This window comes from Pseudomonas tritici, assembly GCF_014268275.3.
GTDB classification, from domain to species: domain Bacteria; phylum Pseudomonadota; class Gammaproteobacteria; order Pseudomonadales; family Pseudomonadaceae; genus Aquipseudomonas; species Aquipseudomonas tritici.
Window position 1 is genome coordinate 2,061,462 of sequence record NZ_CP077084.1, and the last position, 17,813, is coordinate 2,079,274.

The 17,813-nt window shown below is 52.0% G+C and carries 15 protein-coding genes; 12 read left to right on the plus strand and 3 right to left on the minus strand.

Annotation, left to right across the window (positions count from 1 at the left end; translation table 11 throughout):
* Window position 1: 1 nt before the first annotated feature.
* The 12 genes from HU722_RS09200 to HU722_RS09255 all read left to right on the plus strand — a co-directional run bounded on the left by HU722_RS09200 (window position 2) and on the right by HU722_RS09255 (window position 14,158).
* Window positions 2-2,212: a bifunctional prephenate dehydrogenase/3-phosphoshikimate 1-carboxyvinyltransferase gene (locus tag HU722_RS09200; RefSeq protein WP_246750239.1), complete on the plus strand. Its 2,211-nt coding sequence runs from the start codon at window positions 2-4 to the stop codon at window positions 2,210-2,212.
* Window positions 2,209-2,898: a (d)CMP kinase gene (cmk, locus tag HU722_RS09205; protein WP_012722932.1), complete on the plus strand. Its 690-nt coding sequence runs from the start codon at window positions 2,209-2,211 to the stop codon at window positions 2,896-2,898. The genes HU722_RS09200 and cmk overlap by 4 nt, the downstream gene beginning before the upstream one ends.
* Before the next feature lie 119 nt (window positions 2,899-3,017).
* Window positions 3,018-4,709 carry a 30S ribosomal protein S1 gene (gene rpsA, locus HU722_RS09210; RefSeq protein WP_012722933.1) on the plus strand — a complete coding sequence of 564 codons (1,692 nt, stop codon included), beginning with the start codon at window positions 3,018-3,020 and terminating at the stop codon, window positions 4,707-4,709.
* Window positions 4,710-4,869: 160 nt separating this feature from the next.
* Window positions 4,870-5,154: a hypothetical protein gene (locus tag HU722_RS09215; RefSeq protein WP_065874937.1), complete on the plus strand. Its 285-nt coding sequence runs from the start codon at window positions 4,870-4,872 to the stop codon at window positions 5,152-5,154.
* A 132-nt stretch (window positions 5,155-5,286) separates the two neighbouring features.
* A complete protein-coding gene (ihfB, locus tag HU722_RS09220; RefSeq protein WP_065874942.1) occupies window positions 5,287-5,583 on the plus strand; it encodes an integration host factor subunit beta in 297 nt (98 codons plus the stop codon).
* Window positions 5,584-5,606: 23 nt separating this feature from the next.
* A complete protein-coding gene (locus HU722_RS09225; RefSeq protein WP_065874944.1) occupies window positions 5,607-5,840 on the plus strand; it encodes a LapA family protein in 234 nt (77 codons plus the stop codon).
* A 390-nt stretch (window positions 5,841-6,230) separates the two neighbouring features.
* Window positions 6,231-7,265 (plus strand): polysaccharide biosynthesis protein, encoded by a 1,035-nt coding sequence (locus HU722_RS09230; protein WP_065874946.1) that lies wholly within the window; start codon window positions 6,231-6,233, stop codon window positions 7,263-7,265.
* 3 nt (window positions 7,266-7,268) lie between these two features.
* A complete protein-coding gene (wbjC, locus tag HU722_RS09235; protein ID WP_065874948.1) occupies window positions 7,269-8,387 on the plus strand; it encodes a UDP-2-acetamido-2,6-beta-L-arabino-hexul-4-ose reductase in 1,119 nt (372 codons plus the stop codon).
* A gap of 71 nt (window positions 8,388-8,458) precedes the next feature.
* Window positions 8,459-9,589, plus strand: a complete 1,131-nt coding sequence (gene wecB, locus HU722_RS09240; RefSeq protein WP_186752996.1) for a non-hydrolyzing UDP-N-acetylglucosamine 2-epimerase — start codon at window positions 8,459-8,461, stop codon at window positions 9,587-9,589.
* A complete protein-coding gene (locus tag HU722_RS09245) occupies window positions 9,590-10,855 on the plus strand; it encodes a glycosyltransferase family 4 protein (protein WP_065874954.1) in 1,266 nt (421 codons plus the stop codon). It begins immediately after the preceding gene.
* A 171-nt stretch (window positions 10,856-11,026) separates the two neighbouring features.
* Entirely contained in the window at window positions 11,027-12,043 is a 1,017-nt protein-coding gene (locus tag HU722_RS09250; RefSeq protein ID WP_065874956.1) for an MraY family glycosyltransferase, read from the plus strand.
* A 93-nt stretch (window positions 12,044-12,136) separates the two neighbouring features.
* The gene (locus HU722_RS09255) at window positions 12,137-14,158 is read left to right on the plus strand and encodes a polysaccharide biosynthesis protein (protein ID WP_065874957.1); all 2,022 of its coding nucleotides are present in this window, start codon (window positions 12,137-12,139) and stop codon (window positions 14,156-14,158) included.
* Between the two features lie 260 nt (window positions 14,159-14,418).
* On the opposite strand, the gene HU722_RS09260 is transcribed toward HU722_RS09255, so the two are convergent.
* From HU722_RS09260 to HU722_RS09270, 3 genes are all read right to left on the minus strand, one after another.
* The gene (locus tag HU722_RS09260) at window positions 14,419-15,795 is read right to left on the minus strand and encodes a hypothetical protein (protein ID WP_065874958.1); all 1,377 of its coding nucleotides are present in this window, start codon (window positions 15,793-15,795) and stop codon (window positions 14,419-14,421) included.
* Window positions 15,796-15,881: 86 nt separating this feature from the next.
* A complete protein-coding gene (locus HU722_RS09265; protein WP_065874960.1) occupies window positions 15,882-16,895 on the minus strand; it encodes a glycosyltransferase family A protein in 1,014 nt (337 codons plus the stop codon).
* Window positions 16,892-17,776: a hypothetical protein gene (locus HU722_RS09270; RefSeq protein WP_065874962.1), complete on the minus strand. Its 885-nt coding sequence runs from the start codon at window positions 17,774-17,776 to the stop codon at window positions 16,892-16,894. Before HU722_RS09270 ends, HU722_RS09265 begins: the two co-directional genes overlap by 4 nt.
* Window positions 17,777-17,813 lie beyond the last annotated feature (37 nt).

Consider the following 17,813-nt stretch of genomic DNA (forward strand, 5'->3'; position numbering starts at 1 on the left):
TATGATCGGTCGCCTGGTGGTGGTCGGTCTGGGCTTGATCGGCGGCTCCTTCGCCAAAGGCCTGCGTGATAGCGGGCTGTGTGGCGAAGTGGTTGGCGTGGACCTGGACCCGCAATCGCGTGAGTTGGCGGTGGAGTTGGGGGTGGTGGATCGCTGTGAAGCGGACCTGGCGCTTGCGTGCCGTGGCGCTGACGTGATCCAGCTCGCGGTGCCAATCCTGGCCATGGAGAAATTGCTCGGCGTGTTGGCCGGTATGGACCTCGGCCAGGCGATCCTGACGGACGTCGGCAGTGCCAAGGGCAATGTGGTGCGTGCGGCGCAACAGGCGTTTGGCGGCATGCCGGCGCGGTTCGTGCCGGGCCATCCGATTGCCGGTTCCGAGCAGAGCGGGGTAGAGGCGTCGAATGCGCAGCTGTTCCGTCGTCACAAAGTCATCCTCACACCGCTGGAGCAGACCGACCCCGCTGCGCTGGCAGTGGTGGATCGTCTGTGGCGTGAGCTGGGCGCGGATGTCGAGCACATGCAGGTTGAGCGTCACGACGAGGTGCTGGCGGCGACCAGTCATTTGCCGCATTTGTTGGCTTTTGGCCTGGTGGATTCGCTGGCCAAACGCAACGAGAACCTCGAGATATTCCGTTACGCCGCCGGCGGCTTCCGTGATTTTACGCGAATTGCCGGCAGCGACCCGGTGATGTGGCACGACATCTTCCTTGCCAATCGCGAAGCGGTGTTGCGCACCCTGGACACCTTCCGCAGTGACCTCGACGCCTTGCGCGATGCGGTCGACGCGGGGGATGGCCATCAATTATTGGGCGTGTTCACCCGTGCAAGGGTGGCGCGTGAGCATTTCAGCAAGATCCTGGCGCGCCGGGCCTATATGGAAACCGCTGTGAGCGCTGATGAACTGACCTTTCTCGCCAGCCCGGGGGGCCGCTTGAGCGGGCGCATTCGGTTGCCGGGCGACAAGTCGATCTCGCATCGGTCGATCATGCTCGGTTCGTTGGCTGAAGGTGTGACCGAGGTCGAGGGTTTCCTCGAGGGCGAAGACGCCCTGGCGACCTTGCAGGCGTTTCGCGACATGGGCGTGGTGATTGAAGGTCCGCACCATGGGCGTGTGACCATTCATGGCGTGGGTTTACATGGCTTGAAACCGGCGCCGGGGCCGATTTACCTCGGTAACTCTGGCACCTCCATGCGCCTGCTGTCCGGCTTGCTGGCAGCGCAGAGCTTTGACAGCGTGCTGACTGGCGATGCGTCCCTGTCCAAGCGCCCGATGAATCGCGTGGCCAAGCCGCTGCGGGAAATGGGCGCGGTGATCGAGACCGGGCCGGAAGGGCGTCCGCCGCTGACCATTCGTGGTGGCCAGTCGTTGAAGGGCGTGGCGTATAACATGCCGATGGCCAGCGCCCAAGTCAAATCCTGCCTGTTGCTGGCTGGTTTGTATGCCGAGGGCAAGACCGCCGTTACCGAGCCGGCACCGACCCGTGACCACACCGAACGTATGTTGCGCGGCTTTGGTTATCCGGTGGCGGTGCAGGGCGCGACGGCTTCGGTGGAGTCGGGCCATGCGTTGACGGCTACCCATATAGAAGTGCCGGGGGATATCTCTTCTTCTGCGTTCTTCCTGGTGGCTGCGTCGATTGCCGAGGGTTCCGAGTTGTTGCTGGAACATGTCGGTGTCAATCCGACGCGTACCGGGGTGATCGACATCCTGCGGCTGATGGGCGCAGATATCACGCTGGAAAACCAGCGCGAAGTCGGCGGTGAACCTGTAGCGGACTTGCGGGTGCGCGCAGCGGCACTGAAGGGGGTCGAGATTCCCGAGGCGCTGGTGCCGTTGGCAATCGATGAGTTTCCGGTGCTGTTCGTCGCGGCAGCTTGTGCCGAGGGGCGCACGGTGTTGCGCGGGGCTGAGGAGCTGCGCGTGAAGGAGTCTGACCGTATCCAGGTGATGGCCGACGGTCTGCTGGCGCTGGGGGTGAAGTGTGAACCGACCCCCGATGGGATTATCATTGACGGTGGCCTGATGGGCGGTGGTGAAGTGCATGCCCATGGCGATCACCGGATTGCCATGGCGTTCAGTGTGGCTTCCCTCCGGGCGGCGGCGCCGATCCGTATCCGTGACTGCGCCAATGTTGCTACGTCTTTTCCGAATTTTCTTACACTGTGTGCCCAAGTCGGCATCCGTGTTGCCCAAGAGGCTCAATTGTGAATATCAAAGCACCGGTGATTACCATCGACGGGCCAAGCGGTTCGGGCAAAGGCACGATCGCCGGCATCCTGGCCAAGCGCCTGGGTTGGTGCCTGCTGGATTCCGGCGCGCTGTACCGCTTGCTGGCGTTTGCCGCTCGCAACCACGGCGTCGACCTGACCAACGAAGAATCCCTGAAGCTGCTGGCCGCACATTTGGATGTGCAGTTCGTCGGCGCGACGGAAGGTCATCCCCAGCGCATCATCCTCGAAGGGGACGATGTGACCGATGATCTGCGTAACGAACAAGTCGGCTCCTGGGCGTCCCAGGTCGCCGCGCTGCCGGCCGTGCGTGACGCTTTGCTGCAGCGTCAGCGGGCGTTTCAGGAGCCGCCGGGCCTGGTGGCCGATGGCCGCGACATGGGCACCGTGGTGTTCCCAGAGGCGCCGCTGAAGATTTTCCTGACCGCCAGTGCCGAGGAGCGGGCTCGCCGCCGTTACTTGCAGTTGAAGGGCAAAGTCGATGGTGTTAGTCTGTCGAGTCTGCTAGATGAGATCCGTGCACGCGATGAGCGTGATACCCAGCGCGCAGTAGCCCCGCTAAAGCCTGCGGCTGATGCCATACAGCTGGATTCCACGGAGTTGTCCATCGAGCAGGTGCTGGAACGCATCATGAGCGAGATCGCCATTCGCGATATCGCCGGGTGACCAAGAAGGCCGCAGGGGACCAGTCATAGTCCTGTGGTGCTTCTTTTAATTGAAACTGACCCACACCGTCTGGGGTGTGGAGATGGGCGTATTCTTCGCCCTTATCAACAGGAATTAAAATGAGCGAAAGCTTTGCGGAACTCTTTGAAGAAAGCCTAAAAACCCTGAACCTTCAGGCAGGCTCCATCATCACCGGTGTTATCGTTGATATCGATTACCAAGCTCGCTGGGTAACCGTTCACGCTGGTCTGAAGTCTGAAGCTCTGATCCCGCTGGAACAGTTCTACAACGATGCTGGCGATCTGACAATCAATGTCGGTGACGAAGTTCACGTTGCTCTGGACTCGGTTGAAGACGGTTTCGGTGAAACCAAGCTGTCCCGTGAAAAAGCCAAGCGCGCTGAATGCTGGATTGTTCTCGAAGCAGCCTTCGCAGCTGAAGAAGTGGTCAAGGGCGTTATCAACGGTAAGGTTAAAGGCGGCTTCACTGTCGACGTTAACGGCATCCGTGCGTTCCTGCCAGGTTCTTTGGTCGACGTTCGTCCAGTGCGCGACACCACGCACCTGGAAGGCAAAGAACTCGAATTCAAGGTCATCAAGCTCGACCAGAAGCGCAACAACGTTGTCGTTTCCCGTCGCAGCGTCCTGGAAGCAGAGAACTCCGCCGAGCGTGAAGCTCTGCTGGAATCCCTGCAGGAAGGCCAACAAGTCAAAGGTATCGTCAAGAACCTCACCGATTACGGCGCATTCGTCGATCTGGGTGGCGTCGATGGCCTGCTGCACATTACCGACATGGCTTGGAAGCGTATCAAGCATCCTTCCGAAATCGTCAACGTTGGCGACGAGATCGATGTCAAGGTTCTGAAATACGATCGCGAACGCAACCGTGTTTCCCTGGGCCTGAAGCAACTGGGTGAAGATCCATGGGTCGCTATCAAAGCCCGTTACCCAGAAAGCACTCGCGTCACCGCGCGTGTTACCAACCTGACTGACTACGGCTGCTTCGCTGAGCTGGAAGAAGGCGTTGAAGGCCTGGTACACGTTTCCGAAATGGACTGGACCAACAAAAACATCCACCCTTCGAAAGTCGTACAAGTCGGCGACGAAGTGGAAGTTATGGTTCTGGACATCGACGAAGAGCGTCGTCGTATCTCCCTGGGCATCAAGCAGTGCAAATCTAACCCATGGGAAGATTTCTCTGGCCAGTTCAACAAGGGCGATAAAATCTCCGGCACGATCAAGTCGATCACCGATTTCGGTATCTTCATTGGTCTGGACGGTGGCATCGACGGCTTGGTTCACCTGTCCGACATCTCCTGGAACGAAGTGGGCGAAGAAGCTGTTCGTCGTTTCAAGAAGGGCGACGAGCTGGACACCGTTATCCTGTCGGTTGACCCAGAGCGCGAACGCATCTCCCTGGGCATCAAGCAACTGGAAAGCGACCCGTTCTCTGAATACGTTCAGGACAACGACAAAGGCGCAATCGTTAAAGGCATCGTGAAAGAAGTTGACGCTAAAGGCGCCATCATCACTCTGGCCGACGATATCGAAGCGACTCTGAAAGCCTCCGAAATCAGCCGTGACCGCGTTGAAGACGCGCGCAACGTTCTGAAAGAAGGCCAGGAAGTAGAAGCCAAGATCATCAGCGTTGACCGCAAGAGCCGTGTAATCCAGCTCTCCATCAAGTCGAAAGACGATGCTGAAGAGAAAGAAGCCATCCAAAGCTTGAAAGACAAGCCGTCGGATAGCATCGCTGCTGGTCCTACCACTCTGGGCGACCTGTTGCGTGCACAAATGGAAAAACAGAACTAAGTTCTGTCAGACCATAGAAAAAGGGCGACTTCGGTCGCCCTTTTTTGTGCCTGAAATTTGTTGAATCAACACCGAGAACCAAGCTGCTCAGCTCAGTGTCAGAAGTGACTATAGTCATAGGAAAAGTGGTTCGCGTGTTGCGGCTTCAATAAGGATTTGAATGAACAGGCTTATCTTAATATTCGCAGTGGTAATGCTTGCAGGCTGTACCGCCACCAGCGCCAAGACCCACGCCAAGCGAGGCGTCAGCGGCATCGAGATCGATTGTTCGGGCCTGGGCAACAACTGGAGCAAGTGCGAGAAGCGCGCGGCCAGAGAGTGCAAGATGCAGGGCTACAAGGTCATCACCAAGTCCAGTGATGCCAAGGACGAAGAGGGCGACTACCTATTCGGCTGGAACCCTGCTGGCGCGGTGACTCGCAAGATGCTCGTCATCTGCAATTGAGGCGGTTACGTGTTTCACGCAGGTGTTTATTTAACCAGCAGATAAGTTTATCCATGGGCTGTTCAAATTCATCAAGTCATGCTAAAACCTTCGAAGCGCTTTTCCTAGCTGCTTGAAAAAGAAGGGAAAAATATGACGAAGTCGGAGTTGATCGAACGAATTGTCACCCATCAAGGGCTGCTCTCATCCAAGGATGTGGAGCTGGCTATCAAGACCATGCTTGAGCAAATGTCCCAGTGCCTGGCGACCGGGGATCGGATTGAGATCCGTGGGTTTGGCAGCTTTTCGCTGCACTACCGCGCACCGCGGGTAGGGCGTAACCCTAAGACTGGGCAGTCTGTGAGTCTGGATGGGAAGTTTGTGCCTCATTTCAAGCCGGGGAAGGAGTTGCGGGATCGGGTGAATGAAGACGAAGAAGATGTCGTCTGAGTTTTGTGGATCTGGAGAGAGCTATGCGTAGTAGGGCCAAAAGCGTCGCATTAATTGTTATAGCGTCATTCATCGCTCTTTTTGTGCTGGCCTTTGTGCTGGAAAACCAGCAGGGCGCTTCACTGGCGTTTTTTGGCTGGTCTACAGTCGAGCTTCCGATTTCGGTGTTTGTGACGTTGGCATTAATACTCGGGCTGCTTGTTGGGCCTGTGCTTGCGTTATTGGTAGGCCGCAAGGCGCTTCACTATAAAGGTTGAGCTGGTTGGCGCGCCGTAGCCTTTTCTGCGAGAGGTGGGCTGGGCTGCGCAACTATCCGAATCCCGGCAGCCGTCTGTGCTCATCTCTCCAATGCCGGTTCCATCCTCATGAGGCAGTTAAGACGTGCTTCTGCCCGTCAATTATCTGCGTTCGCTTTTGACATTGAGAATGCAGCGCTTAAAATGGGCTCCATTTTAAAATCCCTCATTTTTAAATGCACCACGCAAAGCTGGTTTTCAGGCTGTAGGCAAGCTAACTCCGACCTCCTCCTTGAGTATCTTCATCGCTGACCATGCCGTGCAGGTTAGTAGATCGATGGGATGGCAGGTTCTGAGGTGATTGACCAGCTCCGAGCTTGTTGTGCAGTGCGCGTTGCTTTAGGACTCATTATGTTTAGCGGAAAAACACTTCTTATCACCGGTGGCACTGGCTCATTCGGCAACGCAGTACTCAAACGTTTCCTCGACAGCGATATCGCTGAAATCCGCATCTTCAGTCGAGACGAGAAGAAGCAGGATGATATGCGTAAGCGTTACGCCAATGCCAAGCTGAAATTCTATATCGGTGACGTGCGTGATTATCAGAGCGTACTCAACGCCACCCGTGGTGTGGATTACATCTTTCATGCCGCCGCGCTCAAGCAGGTTCCGTCCTGCGAGTTTCACCCGATGGAAGCGGTTAAAACGAACGTTATCGGTACCGAAAACGTTCTTGAAGCTGCGATCCAGAACGCAGTCAAGCGCGTAGTCTGCTTGAGCACCGACAAAGCTGTTTATCCTATCAATGCCATGGGTATTTCCAAGGCAATGATGGAAAAAGTGATGGTGGCCAAGTCCCGCAATGTGGATGATCAGAAAACCGTTATCTGCGGCACTCGCTATGGCAATGTCATGGCTTCGCGTGGCTCTGTCATTCCGCTCTTCATCGAGCAGATTCGTGCAGGGCAAGCGTTGACTCTGACTGATCCAAACATGAGTCGGTTCATGATGACGCTAGCGGATGCCGTCGATCTGGTGCTGTACGCCTTCGAAAACGGTCGCAACGGTGATTTGTTCGTGCAAAAGGCTCCAGCCGCGACGGTTGAGACCCTGGCCAAGGCGTTGACCGCCATGGTAGGCAAGCCTGAGCACCCGATTCAAGTGATTGGTACGCGTCACGGCGAGAAGCTTTTCGAGGCGCTGTTGAGTCGTGAGGAGATGGCGTGTGCCGAAGACAAGGGTGATTATTATCGAGTGCCGCCTGATCTACGCGACTTGAACTACTCCAAGTTTGTGGAGCAAGGTGAAGAGAAAATTTCCCGTACGGAAGATTACAACTCCCACAATACGGAACGGCTGGATGTGGCTGGTATGCAACGCCTCTTGCTCAAGCTTGAGTTTATGCAGGCGATTCAGCGTGGCGAACACGCAACGCCCGAGGAGTGAGTGATGAAGGTATTGATCACCGGCGCCAATGGCTTCGTCGGTAAGAACCTGATTGCGCACCTCGAGGAGCGCAAGGATGTAGAGGTCGTCTCTTTCACTCGGGAAAACAGTATCACCGACTTAGCGGCGCAGGTGATCGATTGTGATTTTGTGTTTCACCTGGCTGGTGTTAATCGGCCGCAATCACCCGAAGAATTCAAGGTCGGAAATACCGATCTGACGTTTGCGCTCTGTCAAGCGATTGAGGTAAGCGGTAGGCCCATACCTGTACTTTATACCTCGTCTACCCAGGCCGATCGTGATAACCCCTACGGTGTCAGCAAATTGGCGGCCGAGCAGGCATTGCTTGATCTACGGTCCAGCCAAGGTTCCAGGGTAGAGATTTTGCGCTTGCCCAATGTATTTGGTAAGTGGGCGCGCCCTGATTACAACTCTGCCGTCGCCACTTTTTGCCACAACATCACCCGTGGCTTGCCCATTCAAGTCAATGATCGCGAGGCTGTGGTCCACCTGGTCTACATCGACGATGTCGTCGATTGTTTCATCAAGGTCATGGACGCTGCGGCGTCCACAGGTGCTGATGCGCGGGTACAGCCGGTATACAGCATCACTGTCGGTGAGCTGGCTGATCAGTTGTATGCATTCCGTGAGAGTCGTGACACGTTGATTAGTGAAGCGGTTGGTACAGGGCTGGTGCGTGCGCTCTATTCTACCTACGTCAGTTATTTGCCTGTCGAGCAGTTCACTTATGAGGTGCAAAAGCACGGTGATCCGCGTGGTGTTTTTGTCGAGATGCTGAAGACCAAGGACAGTGGCCAGTTCTCTTATTTCACGGCCCATCCAGGTATCACTCGCGGTGGACATTACCACCACAGCAAAACTGAAAAGTTCCTGGTGATCAAAGGCAACGCCTGCTTTCGCTTTCGGCATATCGTTTCTGGCGAGTTTTACGAGTTGTACACCGATGGCGAGAGGCCACAGGTCGTAGAAACGGTGCCTGGCTGGACGCACGATATTACAAACGTTGGTGCCGACGAGATGGTTGTCATGTTGTGGGCTAATGAGATCTTTGATCGCGAACGGCCGGATACTTTTGCAATGTCGGTTGGAACTCAAGCCTGATCTATAAGGTGCCTGAGGCCGCGATTTCGGTCGATAATTCCGATGTTAATGATTCTGGAAAGAGTATTTAGATGAAAAAGTTGAAAGTTGTCACGGTCGTGGGCACTCGTCCGGAAATCATTCGCTTGTCGCGGGTGATGGCCAAGCTGGACGAACATTGTGAACACATCCTGGTGCACACAGGGCAGAACTATGATTACGAATTGAACGAGATTTTTTTCCAGGATCTCGGTATTCGCAAGCCGGACCACTTTCTCAACGCGGCGGGTTCCAGCGGTGCGCAGACCATCGGCAACGTGATCATTGCTGTTGATCGCGTGCTGGAAGAAACGAAGCCAGAAGCTTTGTTGGTGCTCGGTGACACCAACAGCTGCATGGCGGTCATTCCGGCCAAGCGTCGCAAGATTCCTACATTTCATATGGAAGCCGGCAATCGTTGTTTCGATATGCGCGTTCCAGAAGAGATCAATCGCCGTATCGTTGACCACACAGCAGATATTAATCTGACCTATAGCAGTATCGCGCGTGATTACTTGCTACGCGAAGGCCTGTCGCCGGACATGGTGATCAAGACTGGCAGCCCGATGTATGAAGTGCTCAACTACTACCGTGAAGGTATTGATGCTTCGGATGTTCTGGAGCGACTAGGTCTTGAGGCCGGAAAGTTTTTTGTCGTGAGTGCCCACCGTGAGGAGAATATCGATTCCGATAAAAATTTCCTCAAATTGGTGGAGGTGCTTAATACCGTTGCGGCCCATTATTACTTCCCGGTAATTGTAAGTACGCATCCACGTACCCAAAAGCGTGTAGATGCCATGGGTGTGGTCTTCCACAAAAATGTGCAACTGCTCAAGCCTCTCGGCTTCAAAGATTACAACAAGCTGCAACTGACGTCCAAAGCTGCGCTTTCGGACAGCGGTACGATCAATGAGGAGTCTTCAATCCTCAACTTCCCCGCACTGAACATGCGTGAAGCCCACGAGCGTCCAGAAGGGATGGAAGAGGCCGCTGTCATGATGGTCGGCCTGGAAGTTGAGCGTGTCATGCAGGGTTTGCAATTGCTGGAAAGCCAAGTCAGTGGCCAGGAACGCACGCTGCGCCTGGTCGCAGACTACAGCATGCCGAATGTCTCCGAGAAGGTCGTGAGGATCATCCACAGCTATCGCGACTACGTCATGCGTACTGTATGGAAGCAATACTGATTGGATAGGCTCAGTCAGGAACGCCCGCTCAAGGTTTTGGTGGTCACCCAGTATTTTTGGCCCGAAAACATGCGCATCAACAACATGGTCGAGGGGTTTGTCGCCAAAGGCCATGACGTCACGGTGCTCACGGGGCAACCCAACTATCCGGAAGGGCAGGTCTATACCGATTACCTGCGTGATCCTGCACTGTTCTCTCGATATCAGGGTGCGGGTGTCATTCGAGTGCCGATGTTAGCGCGAGGCAAGCGTAGTATTACGCTCGCCTTGAATTACCTCTCGTTTTTTACCAGTGCTTCAACGTTCGGGTGCTACAAGTTGCGGGGGCAGTCTTTCGACGCCATCTTCGTATATGGCGTATCGCCTATTATGGCGGCGATTCCAGCATTGGTACTGGGGCGTTTGAAAAGCGCTCCGGTATTCGTCTGGATCCTGGATTTGTGGCCGGAAACCTTGAATGCGGTGGGGGTAGTCAAGAACCCGAAGTTGCTTGGTTTAGTCGGGAAAATGGTGTCCTGGATCTACAACCGCGCCGATTATCTGTTACTACAGTCGCGGTCCTTTGACAAGGATGTAAAGAAATACTGCACTCGTTCGATTTCCCCAGATCGGCTGGTGTATTTTCCAAGCTGGGCCGAGGACGACTTTTCTAGCGATGTACAGGCGGCTTCTGACTTGCTGACCCGCGACGAGTCAGTCTTCACCATCCTCTTCGCCGGGAACATCGGTGAGGCTCAGGACTTTCCAGTCATAATGGAAGCCGCCAAAGCAATCAAGACTGAATTGCCCGTGCGCTGGGTAATCGTCGGGAATGGCCGGGCCGCTGAGTGGTTAACCAAACATGTAGCGGAACACCAGTTGGATAACGTTCTGCTGCTGGGACGGCATCCGCTGGAAAAGATGCCTGCACTTTTCGCTACGGCAGACGCGCTGTTGGTGTCATTGAAGACAAATGAAGTCTTCGAAAAAACCATTCCGGGCAAGGTTCAGGCGTACCTGGCGTCAGGAAAGCCCGTCATCGCCATGATCGACGGTGAGGCTGCTCGGGTTGTTGTCGAATCGGCCGCAGGTATGGCCTGTGCTTCCGGCGATGCCACGGGACTGGCCGAGATCGTACGTGCCATGAGCGCATTGCCTGCGTCTGAGCTTGAGGCGATGGGTGAGTCTGGAAGGCGTTACTACCTTGAGCACTTTTCAAAGACGACATTGTTTGAACGCCTTGAGATGCTTTTCAGGAAGGGTACCTTGAGGCGAAGTGAAAAATGATGACCTGGATGTTGTCCAGCCTGGTGCTCCAGCATTTCTGCACGTACTAAAGTGACAAGTAATTGTAATAAATAGCTAAATAGTCTTCGAAAAATCTTATCAGTTTGATAGGCGCTGTGATGCACGTAGAGCCTTTCTTGCCCGCATTTTGTTTCAGGAACCTAATCTTACATGACCCTCTGGTTGGTATTCGCGGCGGTGCTAATAGCGTCGCTTCTGTTGACTTGGGTACTACGCCGCTATGCTTTGGCGCGTAGCCTGATGGACATACCCAACGGACGCAGCTCCCACACCGTACCGACGCCGCGAGGTGGCGGCGTTGCTATCGTTTTGACGTATTTGGCAGCAATAGGCTTGATGGCTTGCGCCGGGTCGATCAGTTGGGAGGCTACTTGGCCATTGCTGGGGACCGGAGCACTGATTGCTGTCGTCGGTTTCCTTGATGATCATGGCCACATCGCTGCCCGCTGGCGCTTACTGGCGCATTTTGTTGCGGCAGGTTGGGCGCTTTTCTGGATGGGAGGCTTGCCCGTTATCGAGGTACTGGGGTTTGATCTGGACCTCGGCTGGCTTGGGCATTTGTTGGCCGTTATGTACCTGGTCTGGATGCTCAACTTGTATAACTTCATGGATGGAATCGATGGGATTGCGAGCGTCGAAGCAGTCTGCGCCTGCCTGGGCGCCTGCCTTGTGTACTGGCTGACGGGGCATCAGGCAATCATGCTGGGGCCCTTACTGCTCGCAGTCTCTGTGCTCGGGTTCTTATATTGGAATTTCCCGCCGGCGCGCATTTTCATGGGAGACGCAGGAAGCGGATTTCTTGGCATTTCGATTGGCGTGCTTTCATTGCAGGCGGCATGGGTAGCGAGAGAGCTGCTTTGGGTCTGGCTGATTTTGCTGGGCGTATTTATTGTTGATGCGACTTTTACCCTAGGACGGCGTTTGCTGCGGGGGGATAAGGTCTACGAGGCGCATCGCAGTCATGCCTACCAGTACGCATCACGTCAGGCAGGGCGGCATTTGCCCGTGACGCTGCTGGTGGCAGCCATCAACGTGTTTTGGCTACTGCCTATTGGCATCTGCGTTGGATTGGGCTTCGATGGCGTCTTGGGGTTGCTGCTGGCGTATGCTCCACTTGTACTGCTGGCTATCAAGTTTCATGCTGGTGAGCTGGAAAAAATCGGATAATTTGTTGGTGGCATCGTTGGAACATCACACGAAGCACAACATGGAACTGCCGTTTTTTCTGGCGGTACTAAGGACTGAGGTATAAAAGGGTTTATGGATAATCTACGCACGCGCCTGGTGGGCTTGCCACGTAGGCAAAAACGCATTTTGCAAGTTGCCACCGATATTGTGCTCGTATGGGTGGCGCTATGGCTCGCGTTTGTCGTTCGTTTGGGATTTGATGATCTGAACAACCCATTTGTCGTCCATTTGTGGCTGTTCCTCTGTGCGCCGGTTATCGCTATTCCGCTTTTTATCAATTTCGGCATGTACCGTGCCGTCCTGCGCTATTTCGGAAATGACGCGTTAATTGCCATCATCAAGGCGGTTAGCCTGTCAGCTTTGTTGTTAGCGTTAGTCGTATACCTTTATAGCAATCATCAAACAGTTGTTCCTCGTTCGATTGTTTTCAATTATTGGTGGCTGAGCATGGTCATCATTGGCGGCTTGCGCCTAGGTATGCGTCAGTATTTTCTTGGCGACTGGTTTGCCGCTACCCAACACGTGCCTTTTACTAATCGCGATGATGGTCTACCAAAGGTGGTTGTTTACGGCGCCGGTGCGGCTGGTAATCAGCTGGTGGCGGCCTTGCGCATGGGTAAACTGATGCGCCCGGTAGCATTTATTGATGACGACAACAGTATTGCTGATCGCGTGATTTCCGGTCTGCAGGTGTATAAGCCAAAACATATCCAGCGAATGATCGACGAGACCGGTGCTGAGGAACTGCTGCTGGCGATTCCCTCATCTACTAGGGCGCGTCGCAGGGAAATACTGGGATACCTTGAAGGCTATCCGCTGCACGTGCGCAGCGTCCCAGGGTTCATGGACTTGGCGAGTGGTCGAGTCAAGGTGGATGATATTCAGGAAGTAGATATTGCCGACCTGCTGGGTCGGGATCCTGTGCCGGCTCAGGATGAGCTATTGGAACGATGCATCAGGCAGCGCGTGGTGATGGTAACGGGGGCAGGCGGCTCTATTGGATCAGAACTCTGCCGTCAGATATTAATGCTTGGGCCGACGACTTTGCTGTTGTTTGATCATGCTGAATACAACTTGTACTGCATTCTGTCCGAGCTCGAGCAGCGGGTTCAGTCGGAAGCCCTGAACGTAAATCTGTTGCCTATTCTTGGTTCCGTGCGGCATCAGGACAGGTTACTTGAGGTCATGAAGGCCTGGTCCGTCGATACGGTCTATCACGCAGCTGCCTATAAACATGTGCCCATGGTTGAGCATAATATTGCCGAGGGCATTCTCAATAATGTGATCGGCACACTTAATACGGCTCAAGCCTCCTTACAGGCAAGCGTCGAAAACTTCGTGCTTATTTCAACCGACAAGGCTGTACGGCCGACCAATGTCATGGGCAGTACCAAGCGTCTTGCGGAGCTGGTGTTACAAGCATTGAGCAAAGAGCTGGCTCCGGTTCTATTCGGCGATGCATCGAAAATCTCTCACGTCAACAAAACTCGTTTCACCATGGTTCGCTTTGGCAATGTACTGGGCTCGTCAGGCTCGGTTATTCCTTTATTTCACAAGCAGATCCAGGCGGGGGGGCCATTGACCGTCACGCACCCCAAGATCACACGTTACTTTATGACCATACCCGAGGCTGCCCAGTTGGTGATTCAGGCGGGTTCTTTAGGTCTGGGCGGAGATGTGTTCGTGCTTGATATGGGCGAACCTGTAAAGATCGTTGAGCTCGCTGAAAAGATGGTTCATCTGTCGGGCTTGAGTGTCCGCTCAGATAAAAACCCACATGGAGATATCCTGATAAATTTCACTGGGCTGCGTCCGGGTGAAAAACTTTATGAGGAGCTGTTGATAGGTGACAACGTCGTAGCCACGAGCCACCCGATGATTATGCGAGCAAGTGAGGAGTTTTTAACGTGGGATGTTCTAAAAGTAAGGTTACAAGCATTGTTGGCCGGCGTTGAAGAGAACGATTACGTCCTCGTCAGACAAATTTTGAAAAGCACCGTAAGCGGCTACAGCCCGGAAGGCGAGATAGTTGATTGGATGCACACTCAGCGCCGCTGTGATGCTGAGTTGTCCATTCGCTCTCCGTCAGGTTGATTGCTGATAGAGCCGCAAGCACGTTCAGCGTTAGGGCCATACACAGCAAAGCTGTAGTCACGAGTAGGAGAGGGCTGCCAAGTAACTCATAAACACCTCGCTGCCACATTCGTGAGCCGGGACACGGCCTTTGATAGCTTTCTCCTTGGAAGCTCTGCTCACTCCGAGCTCCTATTCGGATCGGTCAAAGTCAATACCTCATCAGATGAAAAGGCACACAACGCGTGGTGCTCACCACGCGTTGATAGACATACACCTTCCTAAGTGCTTTTCACTTCAGTAGACCGATTGGAGCGGACATTTTTTTTGGACAGGATAAAAAGCAACGTCAAAATCCAAAAAGAAGTCATTGTTTCGAGAAAGCCAAAGACTTGGTTGTTTGCCGGGATATACAAAAAGAGAATGCCAAATAAGGGGAGCAGCATTTTGGCATAAAAATTATCTTGTAGCGTGGCTGAAAGATAAACGTTTGAAAAGTAAGCGCCCAGTATCAGCATGACGATTGTGACTCCCCAGAAGCCAACGTCATTGGCTATGTATGTATAGAAAGAGTGCCAAAAAACAAATTCGTCCCACTGTTCAGTGATTTTATGTGGGAAGGTTCTGTCTCTAACGTCAATGCCCAAGTATTGAGCGAAGGATTTTTGCAAAAAGACAGAGTGTCCAATGCCAAACGAAGATTGAAAGTCTTCGTCAAGCGAAATCGACATTCCGTAGTAGCCTTGAAGCATATAGCTGGTTAGTTTTTCGTAAAAGTCCACAACGTTAGATCTTTCAGCGCCTGGATCTTCACTTTTAAAGGTGATTCCCTTTTGTTTTAAGTAATCAAAGGACTGAGGTTTGCTGTTCTCGACCATCACTTGATAGGGCGAGTGTGCAGACTTAACGCTGTAGAACTGCCAGAAAGAAAATAGGAACATAAATGCAAGGAATGCTAGAAAAAACTTTCGCTGTTTGAGTGTGGAAATGACACCCTTTGATTTATTTGAGGCAACTAGTACGCCTAAGCAGGTCGAAATTATAAATACGTAAGAAAAATTTATCACGCTTAAACTGGCAATGATCCCTGTCAGTAACGGGATCGTAAGGACAAATATGCCAGCGACTTTACGGGTATTGCTAAGCGCGTGCCAATAAAATACAAGGCCTGGCAACAGTATGTATTTAAACGGGCCAGCAAATAAAGTTATCGCCGTTATATAGGGGTTTTTTACAAAGCCCACCATGGAGGCTTCTGATGCGTAGTAGGCCCTCGCTTCCCAAGGTATTACCAGTCCTCTGTACAGACCAGAAAAAAAATCATCAGGAATATATGAGTTTGAAAGCGTAGTGTTCCTATGCACCACCACATCCGCAGCGAATGCCAAGAGCAGTATGATCCAGAAATATCTGACAAATATATTGTCGTCTGTCGGCACCGGCTTCAGGGCGGGTTCGACTGTTTTGTTTTTGACAAAAAATGAACTTTGCAGAATATACCCTGCAATGAAGAAGGCATGGTATAGGGAAATAAAGGCGAGGAATTCACCTTTGTTTTCTAATGGCCAGTAAATGGGGCCAAAAAAGAATAACCACAAGCCAAGTAATAAATAGGCCTCGACCAATAGTAGTGGTGCATAGGTCTTTGTGGTACTCATTCTTCAACTCCTTAAAGATAGTGTCGCTTGGCACTGGTAGTGCAATAACAATGTGCTTCTACAATTATTTTGCTTACTGTGGGTTGTTAATTATGTGTTGCTGCGCTCTGTGCGTTTTGCAGAAAGGTGCGTGCTCGTTTAGCAATGAGGTCGTAGTGTGCTTGGTGTACGTGTGAATTTGAAGGTGATTGTGAACACGCTTTGATAATTGGGAATAAATTCACTACCACGTTAAACAGGTATAAATGATATCCGATATTCAGCAATTTTTTCAAAAGGGTATTGTTAAGTTTGTAGCAATAAATTCTATTTTTCAGAATGAGTTTGTCCAGCCAGTTTTTCTCATTAGAGAGCATGTAGTCAAAGACTTGCAATTTATCCACATCGAAGTCAGAGCCCCGAATAAGATAAGTGGAGCCTGGGGTTCGCCTGTAGTAAACATATACTTCCTTGGCTTGGACAAAAGTAATGTTTTCGTAAGAGTTCGCGATTTTCACGATCATCGGAAAATCCTCAGTAACACTAAAGGTGTTTATAAAGCTGCACAGGTCTTTGTCGTCTAAAAATTTTCTATTACAAAATAAATTTGGCGTATTGATACTACTGATTCCTTTTAGGCGCTCTATAAATTTTTTCCCTTTATAGATAACGTCCGTCGCCAAAATATGGAAAATAGTAGAACGTGACTCGCCAATCCTTCCGTCAATTAATAGTAAGGGTAGGCCTGAGAAAAAATCGTTATGCCCTAAGCGTTCAATTTGATTGAAAATATTTACGCAAGAATAAACGTCGTCACCGGCAGTTATTTTGAACAAATCACTCTTAATCAGCGGCCATAGGCGGGTGTAGTTAAAGCAGGTGCCGCGATTCGAGCCGTCGGCCAGAACGATGACATAGGAAAATAAGGCTTCGTGCGTCAATAGCCAGTGTTTGGCCAGTTCAATGGTTCGGTCTCGAGAGCCGTCATCCGCGATGATCAGGTTGACGTTGTACGCAGAACCGAAATTTTCGATCAAATACCTTATGCTTTCAAGGTGTTCAATTATATACGATTCGTGATTGAACGTCAGAATCGCAAACGTAAAGTTGTCCTTGATCATGCTGTGTACCTTTGAAAACGTTTCGATAGCTTTTTGATTAAGACTCTATAGAGAAAAATGAAGGCACCGAATCTAATCATCTTGAAGCCTAACAAGAAGAAATCAATTTTCCACTTCAGACTGTATTTGCCATCTGATAATGACTCGCTGGCAATTCCCCTCTGCTCTAAATCTATAGCAAGATTATATTTTTTTACGGCGGGCAATATCACACTTGAAACCCACTTGCCCCTGCGTATCGCACCCCCCATTTTATAGTTGTAGATAAACGTATCTTCCTTATCTATCTGCGCGCAATAAAATTGATCGTTGCCACTGTAGGTCCGGGCGCTGCCAAAAAACTCCCAAGCCCATGGCGAGTCAAGTTCGCCTGTAAAGTTCAAGAGTCTTTGGGTCCTCCATAACGCAGGTGCGGAATTCAAACGATAGTCGTTTCTGCTGCCGATTAATTCAAATGCATCGTGTTTGGGGGCGGGCGAATTGACCCCTGGAATATTATTAAAATAAAACACGCTAATTTCAGCGTTATTTTTCATATCTTGAATGCACCTGGCTAATTTTTCCTTATTGACAGGTGCTTCTAAGATGAAGTCGTCAAATAGAGCGATTACGAACGGCGTGTCCACCATGGATAACGCTTTACGCAACCGCCACCCCCATGGCTTTTTACCGTCTGCAGCGCTTAAGTTTAAAGTGTCTATGTGCAGACCTTCAAAGCTGAAGCTCTTATGCTCCGTATTCAAGACGATTCTGCAGTCGCAATCCGGCCACATTTCCTTGAAAGCACTAAAAAAAGGCAGCCATACATCTTCATAGTTGTCACAAGAATTTATAATGACTGTGCAATCTTTATTACTGATGGGGTGAGCGTTTTGAATCATAACGTCCAAAGCCTACTATTAAGGAGCCGATACTCAT

Excerpts from the sequence above, each read along its gene's own strand:
- HU722_RS09200 (WP_246750239.1), top strand. The coding sequence starts at position 2 with ATGATCGGTCGCCTGGTGGTGGTCGGTCTGGGCTTGATCGGCGGCTCC.
- rpsA (WP_012722933.1), top strand. The coding sequence starts at position 3,018 with ATGAGCGAAAGCTTTGCGGAACTCTTTGAAGAAAGCCTAAAAACCCTG.
- HU722_RS09215 (WP_065874937.1), top strand. The coding sequence starts at position 4,870 with ATGAACAGGCTTATCTTAATATTCGCAGTGGTAATGCTTGCAGGCTGT.
- ihfB (WP_065874942.1), top strand. The coding sequence starts at position 5,287 with ATGACGAAGTCGGAGTTGATCGAACGAATTGTCACCCATCAAGGGCTG.
- HU722_RS09225 (WP_065874944.1), top strand. The coding sequence starts at position 5,607 with ATGCGTAGTAGGGCCAAAAGCGTCGCATTAATTGTTATAGCGTCATTC.
- HU722_RS09230 (WP_065874946.1), top strand. The coding sequence starts at position 6,231 with ATGTTTAGCGGAAAAACACTTCTTATCACCGGTGGCACTGGCTCATTC.
- wbjC (WP_065874948.1), top strand. The coding sequence starts at position 7,269 with ATGAAGGTATTGATCACCGGCGCCAATGGCTTCGTCGGTAAGAACCTG.
- wecB (WP_186752996.1), top strand. The coding sequence starts at position 8,459 with ATGAAAAAGTTGAAAGTTGTCACGGTCGTGGGCACTCGTCCGGAAATC.
- HU722_RS09250 (WP_065874956.1), top strand. The coding sequence starts at position 11,027 with ATGACCCTCTGGTTGGTATTCGCGGCGGTGCTAATAGCGTCGCTTCTG.
- HU722_RS09255 (WP_065874957.1), top strand. The coding sequence starts at position 12,137 with ATGGATAATCTACGCACGCGCCTGGTGGGCTTGCCACGTAGGCAAAAA.
- HU722_RS09260 (WP_065874958.1), bottom strand. The coding sequence starts at position 15,795 with ATGAGTACCACAAAGACCTATGCACCACTACTATTGGTCGAGGCCTAT.
- HU722_RS09265 (WP_065874960.1), bottom strand. The coding sequence starts at position 16,895 with ATGATCAAGGACAACTTTACGTTTGCGATTCTGACGTTCAATCACGAA.
- HU722_RS09270 (WP_065874962.1), bottom strand. The coding sequence starts at position 17,776 with ATGATTCAAAACGCTCACCCCATCAGTAATAAAGATTGCACAGTCATT.